This window comes from Antarcticirhabdus aurantiaca (genome assembly GCF_009765365.1).
Lineage (GTDB): Bacteria > Pseudomonadota > Alphaproteobacteria > Rhizobiales > Rhizobiaceae > Antarcticirhabdus > Antarcticirhabdus aurantiaca.
The window spans coordinates 15,702-29,164 of the sequence record NZ_VTOM01000026.1; the positions used below are offsets into that span (position 1 = coordinate 15,702).

Sequence of the window (13,463 nt, forward strand, 5' to 3'; positions counted from 1 at the left end):
CGAGCCCCCCATTGGACGAGATGCCTTGCCCCGCGGATGGCGTGCATGATCGCGGCGATGAACGGACCAGCGACCGGGGGAGCCGCATGCCGATCCATTCCAGCGACATAGCCGACGACGTCGTCGTCACCCATCCCGACCTCGTGAACCTTTACGGCTGCCGGATCGGGGCGGGGACCCGCATCGGGCCCTTCGTCGAGATCCAGAAGAACGCCGTCGTCGGCGAGCGCTGCAAGATCTCCTCGCACAGCTTCGTCTGCGAGGGGGTGACGATCGAGGCCGAGGTCATGATCGCCCACGGCGTCATGTTCACCAACGGGCTCCTTCCCCGCGCCACCAACGAGGACGGCTCCATCCAGCGCGACGGCGACTGGGAATGCACGCCGACGCTCGTGTGCCGCCGCGCCGCCATCGGGTCCAACGCGACGATCGTCTGCGGCGTCACGATCGGCGAGGGCGCGCTCGTGGCGGCCGGCGCCGTGGTGACGCGCGACGTGCCCGACCACGCGATCGTCGCGGGCAACCCGGCGCGGGTGATCGGGGACGTGCGCGTGCGCCTCGCCGACGCCCGCCCACATCCCAACCGGCTGCGCCGCGCCGGCGGCGGTGTCGCCCTCGCGGCGGGAGACGCCCGATGATCCGGGCCGGCATCGTCGGCTACGGCTATTGGGGGCCGAACCTCGCGCGCGCCGTGGCGGAATCGGGCCTCCTGTCTGTGGAGATGATCGCCGACCGGTCGGCCCCGGCGCTGGAGCGCGCCGGCCGCCGGCACCCCTCCACCCGCATGACCACCGACTGGCGCAGCCTCGTCGCGGATCCCTCGATCGACGCGGTGCTCGTCGCGACACCCGTCGACACGCATTTCGAGATCGCGCTCGCGGCCCTCAAGGCCGGCAAGCACGTCCTCGTGGAGAAGCCGATCACCGACAAGGTCGCGACGGCCGCCATCCTCGTCGAGGAAGCCGCGCGCCGGCGCCTCGTCCTGATGGTCGACCACACCTTCGTCTATACCGGCGCGGTGCGGAAGATCGCCGAGCTCGTCTCGTCCGGCGCGATCGGCGACGTCTACTACTACGACTCCACCCGCGTGAATCTCGGACTGTTCCAGCGCGACGTCAACGTGATCTGGGACCTCGCCGTCCACGACTTCTCGATCCTGGACCATCTCCTGACGGCGCGGCCCGTCGCCGTGTCCGCGAGCGGCGCCGGCTTCGTGCCGGACAGTCCGGAGAACATGGCGCACCTGTCGATCTACTACGACGACGGCGCGCTGGCCCACCTCAACGTCAACTGGCTGGCCCCGGTGAAGATCCGCCAGACCCTGATCGGCGGCAGCCGACGGATGGTGATCTACGACGACATGCAGACCAGCGAGAAGGTCAAGGTCTACGACCGCGGCGTCATGGCCGGCGAGTGCGCCAGCCCCTCGCGCGAGAGCCTCGTGTCGTACCGGATCGGCGAGATGTCGGCGCCGGTCATCTCGTCCAGGGAAGCGCTCGTGACGGAGATGGAGGAGTTCGCCCGCTGCATCGCCTCGAACGCCCGCCCGATCACCTGCGGCGAGAGCGGCCTGCGGGTCGTCGAGATGCTGGCCGCCGCCACGCGCTCCATGGCGCTGCGCGGCCAACCGATGGAACTCGCGCCCGAAAGGCTGGCGTCATGATCCCGTTTCTCGACCTGTCGGCGCAGTACCGGACGCTCGGCCCCGAGCTCGAGGCAGCGGTGGTCGCGACGCTGCGCAGCGGCAGCTACGTGCTGGGCGAGGCCGTCGAGCGCTTCGAGGCGCGCTTTGCCGCCTTCTGCGGCACGGATCACGCCGTCGCCGTCAGCTCGGGCACGGCGGCGCTGCACCTCGCGCTCCTCGCCGGCGACGTCGGGCCGGGCGACGAGGTGATCACCGTGCCGATGACCTTCGTCGCCACGGTGGCGGCGATCGTCTATGCCGGTGCGACGCCGGTCTTCGTCGACATCGACCCCGAGACCTGGACGATGGACCCGGACCGGCTGGAGGCGGCGATCACGCCCCGGACCCGGGCGGTGATGCCGGTCCACCTCCATGGCCGGCTCGCCGACATGGCGGCGATCCGCGCCGTCGCCGACCGCCACGGGCTCCTCGTGATCGAGGACGCGGCCCAGGCCCACGGCGCCGAGCGCGGCGGCGTGCGGGCAGGCGCGTTCGGCGACATGGGCTGCTTCAGCTTCTATCCCGGCAAGAATCTCGGCGCCTGCGGCGAAGGGGGAGCGATCACCACCGACAGGGCCGATCTCGCCGATCTCCTGCGCTCGCTGCGCGACTGGGGTCAGGAAGGGCGCTACAACCACGTCCGGCACGGCTTCAACTATCGGATGGAGGGCGTCCAGGGCGCGGCGCTCGGGGTCAAGCTCGGCCGGGTCGACGCCTGGAACGACGCCCGCCGGCGCATCGCCGACCTTTATCACGCCGGGCTCGCGGGCGAGATCGAGCGGCCGGCCGGGCCGCTCGGGCCGGACCATGCCGCCCACGTCTACGCGATCCGCCTGCGCGGCCGCGACGCCGCGCGCGAGCGCCTCGCCGCCGCCGGCATCGCGACCGGCATCCATTATCCCCGGCCCGTCCATCTCCAGCCCGCCTATGCCGGGCTCGGTCATGGCCGGGGCGCCTTTCCGATCTCGGAGGCCCTGGCGGACGAGACGCTGTCCCTGCCGCTTTATCCCGAGCTTCCGCCGGACGCGGCGGCGGAGGTCGTCGCGGCCGTCAACCTGCTGGCGCCCCGCGCCGCCATCGCAGCCGAATGAGGGAGAAGGCCGTGAACGATCTTCGAAACAAGCGGATCCTGGTGACCGGCGGTGCGGGCTTCGTCGGCTCGCACATCGTCGACGCCCTGGTCGATGCCGGGGCGGGGTCGATCGTCGTCGTCGACAACATGGTCCGCGGCCGCGTCGCCAACCTCGCCTCCGCCCTGCAGAGCCGCCGGGTCGAGCTCATCCAGGGCGACATCCGGGACGCCGACCTCATGCGCCGGCTGGTGGCGGGCACGGATCTCGTCTTCCACCAGGCGGCGCTGCGCATCACCCAATGTGCGGCCGAGCCGGACGCGGCCATGGAGGTCATGGTCGACGCGACCTACGAGCTCCTGCGGCGCTGCGTCGAGGAACGGGTGCGCAAGGTCGTCTTCGCGTCCTCCGCCTCGATCTACGGCATGGCCGAAGTCTTTCCGACGACGGAAAGCCACCACCCCTACAACAACCGCACCCTTTACGGCGCCGCCAAGACCATCGGCGAGGGGCTCCTTCGCTCCTTCAACGACATGGACGGCCTCGACTACGTCGCGCTGCGCTACTTCAACGTCTACGGGCCGCGCATGGATCTCCACGGCCGCTACACCGAGGTGATGGTGCGCTGGATGGAGCGGATCGAGGCGGGCGAGCCGCCGCTCGTGTTCGGCGACGGCCTGCAGACGATGGACATGATCCACGTCGCGGATGTCGCCCGCGCCAACATCCTGGCGGCGCGCGCGCCGGTCGGCGACGTGGCTCTCAACGTCGGCAGCGGCCGGGAAACCTCGCTGCTCGACCTCGCGGCCGAGCTGTCGGCGGCGCTCGGGCGCCCCGGCCTTCGTCCGATCCACGAGCCGGCACGGGCGGTGAACCCGGTGCCGCGCCGCCTTGCCGGCATCGAGGCCGCCCGCGACCTCCTCGGCTTCGAGGCTCGGATCGAGCTGCGCGAGGGGATCCGCGATCTCGTCGACTGGTGGCTGGCCGAGCGGGCCGGACTGATCGGGGAGAAGGCCTCGTGATCCCGATCGCCAAGCCGCTCATCGGCGAGGCCGAAGCGGAGGCGGCCCGCGCGGCCGTCCTGTCGGGCTGGCTGAGCCAGGGGGCGGAAGTCGCCGCCTTCGAGCGCGAATTCGCCGAGCTCGTCGGCGCGCCGCACGCCTGCGCGGTGTCGAACTGCACCACGGCGCTGCACCTGGCGCTTCTCGCCGTCGGCATCGGTCCCGGCGACGAGGTGATCACCGCGAGCCATTCCTTCATCGCGGCGGCGAACGTCGTGCGCCAATGCGGCGGGGTGCCCGTCTTCGTCGACATCGAGCCCGGCGGCTTCAACATCGATCCCTCGGCGGCGGCCGCGGCGATCACGAGGCGCACGCGCGCGATCCTCTGCGTCCACCAGATCGGGATGCCCTGCGATCTCGCCGCGCTCCTGGCGATCGCCCGGGCGCACGGCATCCCGCTCGTCGAGGACGCGGCCTGCGCCATCGGCTCGCAGATCCGCCTCGACGGCCGCTGGAGCGCCATCGGCGGCGTCCACGGCGACGTCGTCGCCTTCTCCTTCCATCCGCGCAAGGTCCTGACCACCGGCGAGGGCGGCATGCTGACCACCCGCAATCCCGATTGGGACGCCGATTTCCGGCGCCGGCGCCAGCACGGCATGTCCGTGTCCGACACCGTGCGCCACGCCAGCGACCGGGTGATCGTCGAGACCTATCCGGTCCGCGGCTACAACTACCGCATGACGGACGTCCAGGCCGCGATCGGCCGCGCGCAGCTGTCCCGGCTTCCCGGGATCGTCGTGCGCCGCCGAGCCCTTGCCGAGCGCTATCGCGAGCTCCTAACGGGGGTGGAGGGCGTGACGGCGCCCGCCGAGCCGTCCTGGGCCCGCTCCAACTGGCAGAGCTACTGCGTGGCGCTCGTCGACGGCGTCGATCAGCTGGCGCTGATGCAGGCCATGCTCGACGGCGGCGTCGCCATCCGGCGCGGCATCATGTGCGCTCATCTTGAGCCGGCTTATAAAGATCACCCGGCGCCCCACCGGCTCGACCGCTCCGAGCGCGCCCGGGACCGGACGGTGCTTCTGCCGCTTTTCGCCCAGATGACGGACGCGGAGCAGCTTCGGGTGATCGAGGTTCTCGCGGATGCCCTGGCGGCGCTCTGCCGCCCGCGAATGCGCGCGACCGGCTGACGGCGCCGCGCGGCGCCTTTCGCAGGCGCAGGGATCACCGCACGGAGGCATTCCCATGATCGGAACGGTGCAGGCGGATTCGAGGTCCGTCAACAAACGCGACTGGACGGGGGAGGGGAGGGCGACGATCGACGCAGTCGACCGCATGCGGCGGCGGGTCGACCGGCTCGGCCTCGACCTGTCGGGCCTGACGGTGGTGACCGAGGCCGCCACCGGCATCTATGCCGTGACCGCGACCATCGCCGCCATGGCGAATGCGAGCCGGGTCTTCGCCATCGCGCGCGACTCGGCCCTGCACGGGCGCTTCGAGGACGCCGCCGCCGCGACGCTCGGCCTCGCGGCCTCCGCGGGCGTGTCGTCCCGGATCGAGGTCGCGCGGGCCGTCACGCCCGCCATGCTCGGCGAATGCGATATCCTCACCAATTCCGGGCACCTGCGTCCGATCGGTCGCGACATCATCGACGGCCTGCCGCGGCATGCGGTGATCGCGCTGATGTTCGAGGCCTGGGAGTTCCGCGAGAGCGACCTCGACCTTGCGGCCTGCCGCGAGAAGGGGATCCGCGTCGCGGCCGTCAACGAGCGCCATCCGCTGGTCGGCGTCTTCGCCTTTCTCGGCCCGCTCTGCGCGCATCTTCTCGCCGATTCCGGCCTGCCGCCCGATGGGCGGCGAATCCTTCTCCTGTGCGACAATCCCTTCGCGCCCTTCATCGAACGGGGCCTCTCTCAGGCCGGCGCCAGCGTGAGCATCGCCGAGCGGATCGGGGACGCCGACGCGGGCTCCTGGGACGCGGTGGTCATCGCCCTCGATCCGGGGCGCTCGCCGCCGCTCGGCGAGGGCGACCTCGCCCGCCTCGCCTCGATCGCGCCGGGTGCCCTCCTCGCGCAGGTCTGGGGCGACGTCGACCGGCTTGCGGCGGTCCGGCTCGGCCTCGTTCTCTGCCCGCCCATTGAGCCGGCCCGCGGCCATATGGGCATTCTCCTGAGCTCGCTCGGCCACGAGCCGGTGATCCGGCTCCAAGCCGGCGGGCTGCGCGCGGCCGAACTGGTCCGGCGCGGCGCCCGGCCGGCGCCGGGCGGCGTCGCCGAACTGCTCTAGAAGCGTCCCGGCCGAGCGGTTCGGCGCGAGACGGGTACGACGAGCGTCAGGCGGGGCGGCCTGCAGGACCCGCGTGGCGCTCAAGGCGCGTTTCGATCCCTATGGCGGCTCAAGTTTAGCTCGCTAAGCCGTTCGCGTCCGTTTCGCCCGCCATCCCGGCCGTCGTTAACCGGGAATAACGTCCGTGCATTTTTCTGAGTTATATATTTTGCCTGTCGGTCGTTGTTCAGTCGTCCGGTCGGGAGCCGTGCGAAGGAGCAGGTATCCGAAGGGGTTTCTCTTCAAATTCCTCAACGTCAGTTTTGCTGGGCGCTGCTCGCAGGCGGCGCTGGCGCCGCCATGGCGCGAGTGGGAGGGTCAAAGGATGAGCGGCATGCGAGCGGACAAGGGACGGGCGATGTCGATCGTCGTGATCGACAGCCGGGCGCTGGAGCGGGAATGCTTCGCGCGCGGCATCGAAGCGGCGCGGCCGAAAACGCGGGTCGCCTCCTTCGCTTCGGTGGCCGAGTGGATCGCCGCGATGGGTGCCGTGGAAGCTCCGGACACGGTCCTCTACAACGCGCAGGGACGACGGATGTCCGAGCCGCGCGTTGGATCCGACATCGGCGAACTTCTGGCCAGCGGCCCGTCGCCGGTCGTCGTGCTGTCGCCCTATGAGGATCTCTCGGAGATGGTCGCGGCCATCGATATCGGCGCGCGGGGCTATATCCCGGCGAGCCTCGGCATCGAAGCCACGCTTCTCGCCGTGCAACTGGCCGGCGTCGCGACGATCTGCATGCCGGCCACCAGCCTCGCCGCGATCCGCGAAGTGGTCGCGAACCGCCCGGTTCCGGAAGGCGTCGCCAGCTTCACCTGCCGTCAGGCGGCCGTCGCCGAGGGGCTGCGCCGCGGCAAGCCGAACAAGCTCATCGCCTACGATCTCAACATGTGCGAGAGCACGGTCAAGGTCCACATCCGCAACATCATGAAGAAGCTGCAGGCCCGCAACCGGACGGAAGCGGGCTACAAGCTGAGCCAGCTGCTTCCCGGTTCCGAGGCGCCGCACAGGCTCCTCGCGGCGCTGAGCGGTAGCACGGTCCTCGGGCGCCCGAACTGACGCCGCGGCGCGCAGCTTTGCCCGCCGGAGCGGCCCGTCACGGCGCGCCGGTCACGCGCGGGCGGTCCGTCGGGCCGGCGCGGCGCAAGGGCGCGAGATCGATGCCCAGGCGCGCGGCGGCGGACGTTCCGGCAAGGGCGTAGCCGCCGTCGGCAGCCGTCGCGAGGCCGGGATCGGCGATGCGGTCCCCGGTCGCCCAGCCCGCGAGCCGGAATTGGTCGAGGTCGCCGGTTCCGCCGACCGGAAAGGCCCGGAAGCTTTTCGGGCCGAGCGCTCCCCAGTAGAGATTGTCGGCGAAGGCGACGAAGGTCGAGCCGTGGTCCGGCGCGTGGATGTCGACGACGCGGTCGGCACCGGAGGCGGCCAGGACGACGTTGCGCTCGACGCGGTTGGGCGCGGCCAAATCGGGGCGCCAGCCCCGGCCGGTCGCGTCGTCGAACCGGAAGGCGGCGCCGGTCCCGTCCGCGACGACGTTGCCGGAGACGAGGTTGCTCCAGCCGCCGTTGATGCCGATGCCGGCGACGTTGCCGCGCAGGAGGTTGCCGGTGATGGCGACGCCGCTCGCCCGCCCGTCGAGATAGATCGCCCAGCTGATCGGCCCCGGCCATTCCTCCGTGTTCTCGTAGCGCGGCGGCCAGAAGGTGCCGTCCGGGCGGTTCATCAGCTGGTCGGTGCCGCCGACGAGGTTGTGGCGGATGATGCTGTCCTGTCGGTCGCCTTGCGCGCCCATGAGCTTGATCGCGCCGCCGTCGCCGGTGCGCCGATTGGCGTCGCGCACGACGTTGAACTCGATCAGGCTGCGATGACAGGCATCCTGCGCGCCCCAGATGGAGCCGCCGGCGATCCCGAACTGCGCCGTCCGCTCGATGAGGTTGTGCGCGATCCGCACGTCGTCGGCGGCCTGGAACCAGATCGCCGCGCTTTCGAAGTAGTCGCGGCCGACGTCGGCGATGCGGTTGTTCGTGATCACCGCGCGGTCGGATCGGCCGAAGCTGCCCCAGCTGGTGCCGAGATAGATCGCGTTTCCGGCGGTGCCGGAGATCTCGTTGTTGTCGATCAGGACGTCCGCGCTCTCCGCGACGTGGATCGCGACGCCGAGGTTTTCGAAGCTGTTGTCGAGGAGGCGGGCGCGGTCGGCCCGTTCCAGTCGGATGGCGCCGCCGCCGCGGGTGTCGGTGCCGAATTTGCCGGTGCCCTGCGGCGCGCCGTTTTCGAAGCCGAGTCCGGAGATGGTCACGTCCGATGCGCCCTCGACCTGCAAAAGGGTCGGCAGGATGCCGGCGACGGCGGCCGTCCCGTCGAACGTGTCCGACCGGGGCCTGTAGAGCAGGCGCCGGGCGGCCGCGTCGAACCACCATTCGCCCGGTGCGTCGAGGAATTCGCGACGGCCGGACAGGAAGTAGCGGCTCCCCTCGCCGGTCTGGAAGTAGTCGGTGCCCTCTGTGTGGACCGTGCGGGAGCGGCGGTCGATCGCCGTGACGGGCAGGGTGTCGCTGCCCCACTGCATGCCGGGGGAGCCGCCCCCGACGATGTGGGCGACGAGCCCCCCGACGCCCTCGATCGGCGGGAGGTCGCCCGCGCGGAAGCGGAACTGCCGCTTGCCGATCCCGTCCGGACCGGGCGCCTGCGGCGCAGCGAAGAGCCAGCCGCCCCGACCGTCCTCCGCCCGATCCGCGTTCGGATAGCGGGCTTGGACCTGCCGCTTACCCCCGACGAACAGGTCGGCGACGGGGCTGTCCCCTGAAGAAGGAAGCTCGGCCGACCAGAGGCCCTCGCCCTCGCGGCGCCAGCGCGACAGGCGCGGACCGCCGTGAAGGATCGGCCGCTCGCCGGCGGCCGCGACGATCCTCAGGCCGCTGTCGGCGGCATCGAGGAGAACCGGCCGGCTCAGATGATAGTCGCCGCCGCGCAGCACGATCTCGTCCGGGCCGGGATGGGCGCGGGCGATGTCGCGCGCCGCCTCCAGCGTCGCCACCGGCGCCGTTTGCTCGCCGCTCCCGGCGTCGCTTCCCGACGGCGAGACGAAGATGCGCAGGATGGCGGGCGGCGCCGCCACCGGGCGCGCGAGCACGGGCAGTCCGTTTGTCAGGCAGGCGGCCGTCAGGCCCGCCGCGAGCCGAAGCGGCCTCACAGGCTCCTCGCCGGATATGCGGCGGGTCCGAGATCCAGTCCGTCGGAGGCGAGAGCCGGCGCGCGGCCCAGCTCGGCCGCGCGCAGCCCGAAGGACAGGATCGCCGTGGCGCAGAGGATCGACAGGAAGTCGTTCTGTTCCATGAACAGGCACTCCGTGAGGTTCATCACGACGAACATGCCGACGAGGACGTTGAGCCAGATCCAGCCCGCGCGCGGGTCGGCGCAGTGGAGGGCCGCGCCCCGCCGCAACGCGGTGGCGAGAACGACGAGCATGAGCGCCAGGCCGGCGACGCCGCCGCTCAAGAGCATCTCGCGGTAGCCGTTGTGGGAATGGGGCGCGTTCCAGCCGATCGCGCCCCAGATCGACCAGGCCTCGGGGCTCTGCCAGAAGGCCTTGTAGCCGAAGCCGAGAAGTGGCCGCCGGGCGATGGCGGCGTCGACGAGGTCCCAGAGCGGAACGCGCCCCGTCAGCGTCGCGTCCTTTCCCAGCGCTTCCAGCGCGGGCACGAGATAGGCCTGCAGGCCCAGCATCAGGAGCGAGGCCGCTTCGAGCACCACGAGCACCAGAAGAAGGCGGGCCGAACCGCTCAGCCGGGGCAGGAGGGCGTAGAACGGCGCCAGCACCGCGACGGCCAGGAGCGCTAGGAGGCCGGTCATGGACGTCGAGGACAGGAGGCATGCGAGGCTGACGCCGAGGCCGGCCCAGGCGACGGGGCGCCGGACGACCGAGCCTTGCAGGACCATGAAGCCGCTGACCAGGACAGCCACCGCGGAATACCAGCCGAGGACGTTCTTGTGGAGGAAGATGCCGCGCAGCTGCATGTCGTCCGGCATCCGCGCGAGCTGGGGCGCGAGGAGGCCGAGGCAGAGGCTCGCGGCCATGCAGGGCAGGAGCACCGCGGCGACGAGGACGAGCATCTGGCGCGGCGTGAAGCGGATGGCGATGACGCAGGCCAGTCCCATGGACAGGAGCAGCGCCACCGCCCGGCGCAGCGACACGCCCGGCGCGACGGACCACAGGACGGAGGCCGTCAGAAGGGCGAGAAGAAGAACGAGCGGCAGGTTGCGGCGCAGCGCCAGAAGCAGTTGGAGGCGATGGCGCGCGAGGAGCGCGATCGTGATGGCGTAGGGCGGCAGCGCCAAGAGGCGCAGCTCGGTGAGGTTGCCCGGATCCGATGGACCGCGAAGGCTGTCCATCAGGAGCGGAAACGCCGCGCCGGTCTGAAGGAAGAGCGCCAATCCGCAGCCCCACCATTCGAGGCGCCGCCAGGAAATCCGCAGTCCGCCGCTCATCGGCCGGCCCGTCACGAACGCTCGGGCCGATCCGGCCGCCGGGGCGGGCGGGCCGGGAACACGGCTGCCGCGCGGGGCGGTACCGGCCGATCGTCGTCCGCGTCTCGCATGGCCGCTCGCCGCGCTCCTCGTGTTTCGATGCGGTCGCGGGACCAGGATCGCCGGGCCCGCGACCGTGCGAACTCGGCAAATCGCACGAGGCGTCCTCCGAACGACCGCGCCCGCCATCCGCCGTTCGGGGGAGAGCCTCGACCCATGGGATCCGCGATCGGCTCCGGCACCGCCGAATGGGCCGCTGGTCCCGTTTCATGCCCCGGATAGGCTGATCCGCCTGGAGGCGAAGCGAGGAGCACGGCCGCGCGGCCGGCCCCGCACCGTCCCATCGCGAAACCACGGCGGACCTTCGATGATCGGCCACGAGATTGACCCTGCGCGTTCCTCCCGTCGATCGCCGGGTGGCCACGGACCGGCCGGCCGGCTCGCGCTCGCCGCCCTTTGCCTTCTCGTCGCCGGCGCTCCGACCGGCTTCGCCCGCGCGGCCTCGCCGGTCGCGCCCGGCGACGTGATCCGGGTCTCCGTGTCGGAAGCGCCAGACCTCAACCGCGAGGCGCCCGTCGATGCGGACGGCCGCATCATGCTCCCGCAGGTCGGCGGGATCGAGGTCGCCGGGCTCGACCTCGACGGCGCGCGCGCCCGCATCCAGGAGGCGATCGCGGGGCGCGGCCTCGTGCGCGTCCCAACGGTTCTCGTCGAGATCGCGTCCTATCGGCCCTTCTACGTCGGCGGCATGGTGGCCAATCCCGGTTCGGTCCCGTTTTCGCCGGGCCTCACCGTGCGCCACGCGATCATCCTCGCCGGCGGGCTCGACCGCACGCGCGGGGCCGAGCCGATGTCGGCGACGGACCTTCTCGACCTGAGAGCCCGCTGGGAAGGCAACGCCGTCTCGCTGCTCCAGGTGGAGAGCCGGATCGCCAGGCTTCGCGCCGAGCTCGACGACCTCAAGGCGCCGGACTTCTCGGAGATCGAGGCCGCGACCACCGCGCCGGACGAAACGCAGGCCATCGTCGACCTGGAGACCGGCCAGTTCGCCGACCGCGTGAAGCAGTCGGAGAGCAGCCGCGACCACCTGGAGAACGGGCTCGTTCTCGCCGACCTCGAGATCGACATCCTCGGCAAGCAGGCCGATCTCGAGCAGAACGAGGAGGCGATCCAGGCCGCCCAGATCGAAAAGGCGCGGACGCTGCTCGCCAAGGGCCTCGTGCCCGAAAGCCGGCTGCAGGAGCTGGAGCGGCAGCGATCGCAGATCTCCCGCGACCTTCTCGACAACCGCGCCTTCGCCGCGCGGGCCCGCCAGGGCAAGGAAACCATCCGCTACGAACTCGACGTCGTCGAGGCCAAGCGCCGCGTCGAGGTCCGCGGCGAGCTCGTGGAAGCCATCGGACAGCGCGCCAAGCTCCGGGCCGAGAGCGGCGTCCTCGCCGGAGCCCTCCTCGCCGCCGGCATCGCCATCACCGATCCCGACGCCTCCGAGCTGGCGGAGCCCACGGTGACCCTGCACAGGATCGTGGACGGCAAGGAAACGGTTCTGGCCGCGGCGATGGACACCGCGATCGATCCCGGGGACGTCGTCCAGGTCACGATCGCGCCGAGACCGCGCCGATGACGACGCTCCTTGAGGCGAGGCGCGACGCGCCGGGCGGCCGGAGGAGCGGCGATGGGCGGGCTCGGCTGCGGGTGCTCCTGCTCGTGTCCGAGCTGGAGGACTTCACCATCGCCTTCGCCAACGGGCTCGTCGGCCATGCCGACGTGCTGCTCGCCGTTCCGCGACGTCGCTACGCGCGGCTCAAAGCGGCGATCGACCCGCGCATCGACCTGAGGCTCCTCGACTGGCCGCGCCACCGCGACCTGGCCAATCCGCGCTTCCTTCTCGCCCTGACGCGGCTCGTGCGCGCCGAGCGGCCGGACGTCATCCATCTTCTCAGTCACACCGTCGTCTGGCTCAACCTCGCTCTGCCCTTCTGGCGGCCGATGCCGATCGTGACCACCGTCCACGACGTCGAGCTGCACCCCGGCGATACCGACACGAGCACGATCCCCCGCTGGTGCGGCGATCTCGCCTGCCGGCTCTCGGGCGACGTCGTGGTTCACGGCGAGGCGCTCGCCCGCCGGGCAACTGCGCGCTTCAACAAGGCGCCCGAGCGCGTCCACGTCCTCCCCCATCCCGCGATCGGACGCTATGCGGATCTCGCGCGGGCGGAAGGGATGACGCGCCGCGAAACGCCCGGCGTCTTCACGGTGCTGATGTTCGGCCGGCTCTTTTCCTACAAGGGGCTCGACGTTCTCCTGCGCGCCGAAGCGCTCCTCGCCGGGCGCGTCGCCGGCCTGCGGATCGTCCTGGCCGGGCGCGGCGACGATCCTTGGGCGCTCCAGCCGCTGATGGGCGACCCGTCGCGCTACGACGTGCGCAACCGATTCGTCGGGGATCGCGAAGTGGCGCAGCTCTTTCTCGACGCCGACCTCGTGGCGCTGCCCTATCGCGAGGCCTCGCAGAGCGGGGTCCTGAACGTCGCCGCCGCCTTCGGCCGCCCGGTGGTGGCGAGCGATGTCGGGGAGCTCGGCTGCACGGTGCGCGACCACGGCCTCGGCGCGCTCGTGCCTCCCGGCGACCCCGAACGCCTCGCCGAAGCGATCGCCGACCTCGCCGAGCGGCCGGACCGCCTCGCCGCCTTCGGCCGCGCCGCCCGGGCCTGGGCCAAGGGCCCGAACGCGCCCGCGACGGTGGGCGCGCAGGCCGCAACGCTCTACCGGCAGATCGCCGCCGGCGCCGCCACGGCGAAGGGCGCGCCGCTCGCCGGCGACAGTCCCGCGCTTCCCGGCTGAGGTGGATCGATCCCGAGGCGGGC

The 13,463-nt window shown here is 71.6% G+C and carries 11 protein-coding genes; 9 read left to right on the forward strand and 2 right to left on the reverse strand.

Annotated elements, in window-relative coordinates:
• The first annotated feature begins 86 nt into the window (after nt 1-86).
• The 7 genes from FZN60_RS24015 to FZN60_RS24045 all read left to right on the forward strand — a co-directional run bounded on the left by FZN60_RS24015 (nt 87) and on the right by FZN60_RS24045 (nt 7,134).
• Nucleotides 87-638 carry an acyltransferase gene (locus tag FZN60_RS24015; RefSeq protein ID WP_158876055.1) on the forward strand — a complete coding sequence of 184 codons (552 nt, stop codon included), beginning with the start codon at nt 87-89 and terminating at the stop codon, nt 636-638.
• Nucleotides 635-1,663 (forward strand): Gfo/Idh/MocA family protein, encoded by a 1,029-nt coding sequence (locus FZN60_RS24020; RefSeq protein WP_158876056.1) that lies wholly within the window; start codon nt 635-637, stop codon nt 1,661-1,663. The genes FZN60_RS24015 and FZN60_RS24020 overlap by 4 nt, the downstream gene beginning before the upstream one ends.
• Complete coding sequence (locus FZN60_RS24025) at nt 1,660-2,775, forward strand: DegT/DnrJ/EryC1/StrS family aminotransferase (protein ID WP_158876057.1); 1,116 nt, start codon at nt 1,660-1,662, stop codon at nt 2,773-2,775. Before FZN60_RS24020 ends, FZN60_RS24025 begins: the two co-directional genes overlap by 4 nt.
• Nucleotides 2,776-2,786: 11 nt before the next feature.
• The gene (locus FZN60_RS24030) at nt 2,787-3,776 is read left to right on the forward strand and encodes an SDR family NAD(P)-dependent oxidoreductase (RefSeq protein ID WP_246727130.1); all 990 of its coding nucleotides are present in this window, start codon (nt 2,787-2,789) and stop codon (nt 3,774-3,776) included.
• Nucleotides 3,773-4,942: a DegT/DnrJ/EryC1/StrS family aminotransferase gene (locus FZN60_RS24035; protein ID WP_158876059.1), complete on the forward strand. Its 1,170-nt coding sequence runs from the start codon at nt 3,773-3,775 to the stop codon at nt 4,940-4,942. The genes FZN60_RS24030 and FZN60_RS24035 overlap by 4 nt, the downstream gene beginning before the upstream one ends.
• A gap of 55 nt (nt 4,943-4,997) precedes the next feature.
• Nucleotides 4,998-6,038 (forward strand): hypothetical protein, encoded by a 1,041-nt coding sequence (locus tag FZN60_RS24040; protein WP_246727131.1) that lies wholly within the window; start codon nt 4,998-5,000, stop codon nt 6,036-6,038.
• Between the two features lie 364 nt (nt 6,039-6,402).
• A complete protein-coding gene (locus FZN60_RS24045) occupies nt 6,403-7,134 on the forward strand; it encodes a response regulator transcription factor (RefSeq protein ID WP_158876060.1) in 732 nt (243 codons plus the stop codon).
• A gap of 37 nt (nt 7,135-7,171) precedes the next feature.
• Here the strand turns inward: FZN60_RS24045 and FZN60_RS24050 are convergent, their stop codons facing one another.
• The gene (locus tag FZN60_RS24050) at nt 7,172-9,265 is read right to left on the reverse strand and encodes a right-handed parallel beta-helix repeat-containing protein (protein WP_158876061.1); all 2,094 of its coding nucleotides are present in this window, start codon (nt 9,263-9,265) and stop codon (nt 7,172-7,174) included.
• On the reverse strand, nt 9,262-10,560 hold the full coding sequence (locus FZN60_RS24055) for an O-antigen ligase family protein (RefSeq protein ID WP_158876062.1): 1,299 nt from the start codon (nt 10,558-10,560) through the stop codon (nt 9,262-9,264). Before FZN60_RS24055 ends, FZN60_RS24050 begins: the two co-directional genes overlap by 4 nt.
• A 406-nt stretch (nt 10,561-10,966) precedes the next feature.
• Between FZN60_RS24055 and FZN60_RS24060 the strand changes: the two genes are divergently transcribed.
• On the forward strand, nt 10,967-12,223 hold the full coding sequence (locus FZN60_RS24060; protein WP_158876063.1) for a polysaccharide biosynthesis/export family protein: 1,257 nt from the start codon (nt 10,967-10,969) through the stop codon (nt 12,221-12,223).
• A 65-nt stretch (nt 12,224-12,288) separates the two neighbouring features.
• A complete protein-coding gene (locus tag FZN60_RS24065; protein ID WP_158876114.1) occupies nt 12,289-13,440 on the forward strand; it encodes a glycosyltransferase family 4 protein in 1,152 nt (383 codons plus the stop codon).
• Nucleotides 13,441-13,463: the final 23 nt, after the last annotated feature.

Coding starts and splice junctions, on each gene's coding strand:
- FZN60_RS24015 (WP_158876055.1), top strand. CDS start 87: ATGCCGATCCATTCCAGCGACATAGCCGACGACGTCGTCGTCACCCAT.
- FZN60_RS24020 (WP_158876056.1), top strand. CDS start 635: ATGATCCGGGCCGGCATCGTCGGCTACGGCTATTGGGGGCCGAACCTC.
- FZN60_RS24025 (WP_158876057.1), top strand. CDS start 1,660: ATGATCCCGTTTCTCGACCTGTCGGCGCAGTACCGGACGCTCGGCCCC.
- FZN60_RS24040 (WP_246727131.1), top strand. CDS start 4,998: ATGATCGGAACGGTGCAGGCGGATTCGAGGTCCGTCAACAAACGCGAC.
- FZN60_RS24045 (WP_158876060.1), top strand. CDS start 6,403: ATGAGCGGCATGCGAGCGGACAAGGGACGGGCGATGTCGATCGTCGTG.
- FZN60_RS24055 (WP_158876062.1), bottom strand. CDS start 10,560: ATGAGCGGCGGACTGCGGATTTCCTGGCGGCGCCTCGAATGGTGGGGC.
- FZN60_RS24060 (WP_158876063.1), top strand. CDS start 10,967: ATGATCGGCCACGAGATTGACCCTGCGCGTTCCTCCCGTCGATCGCCG.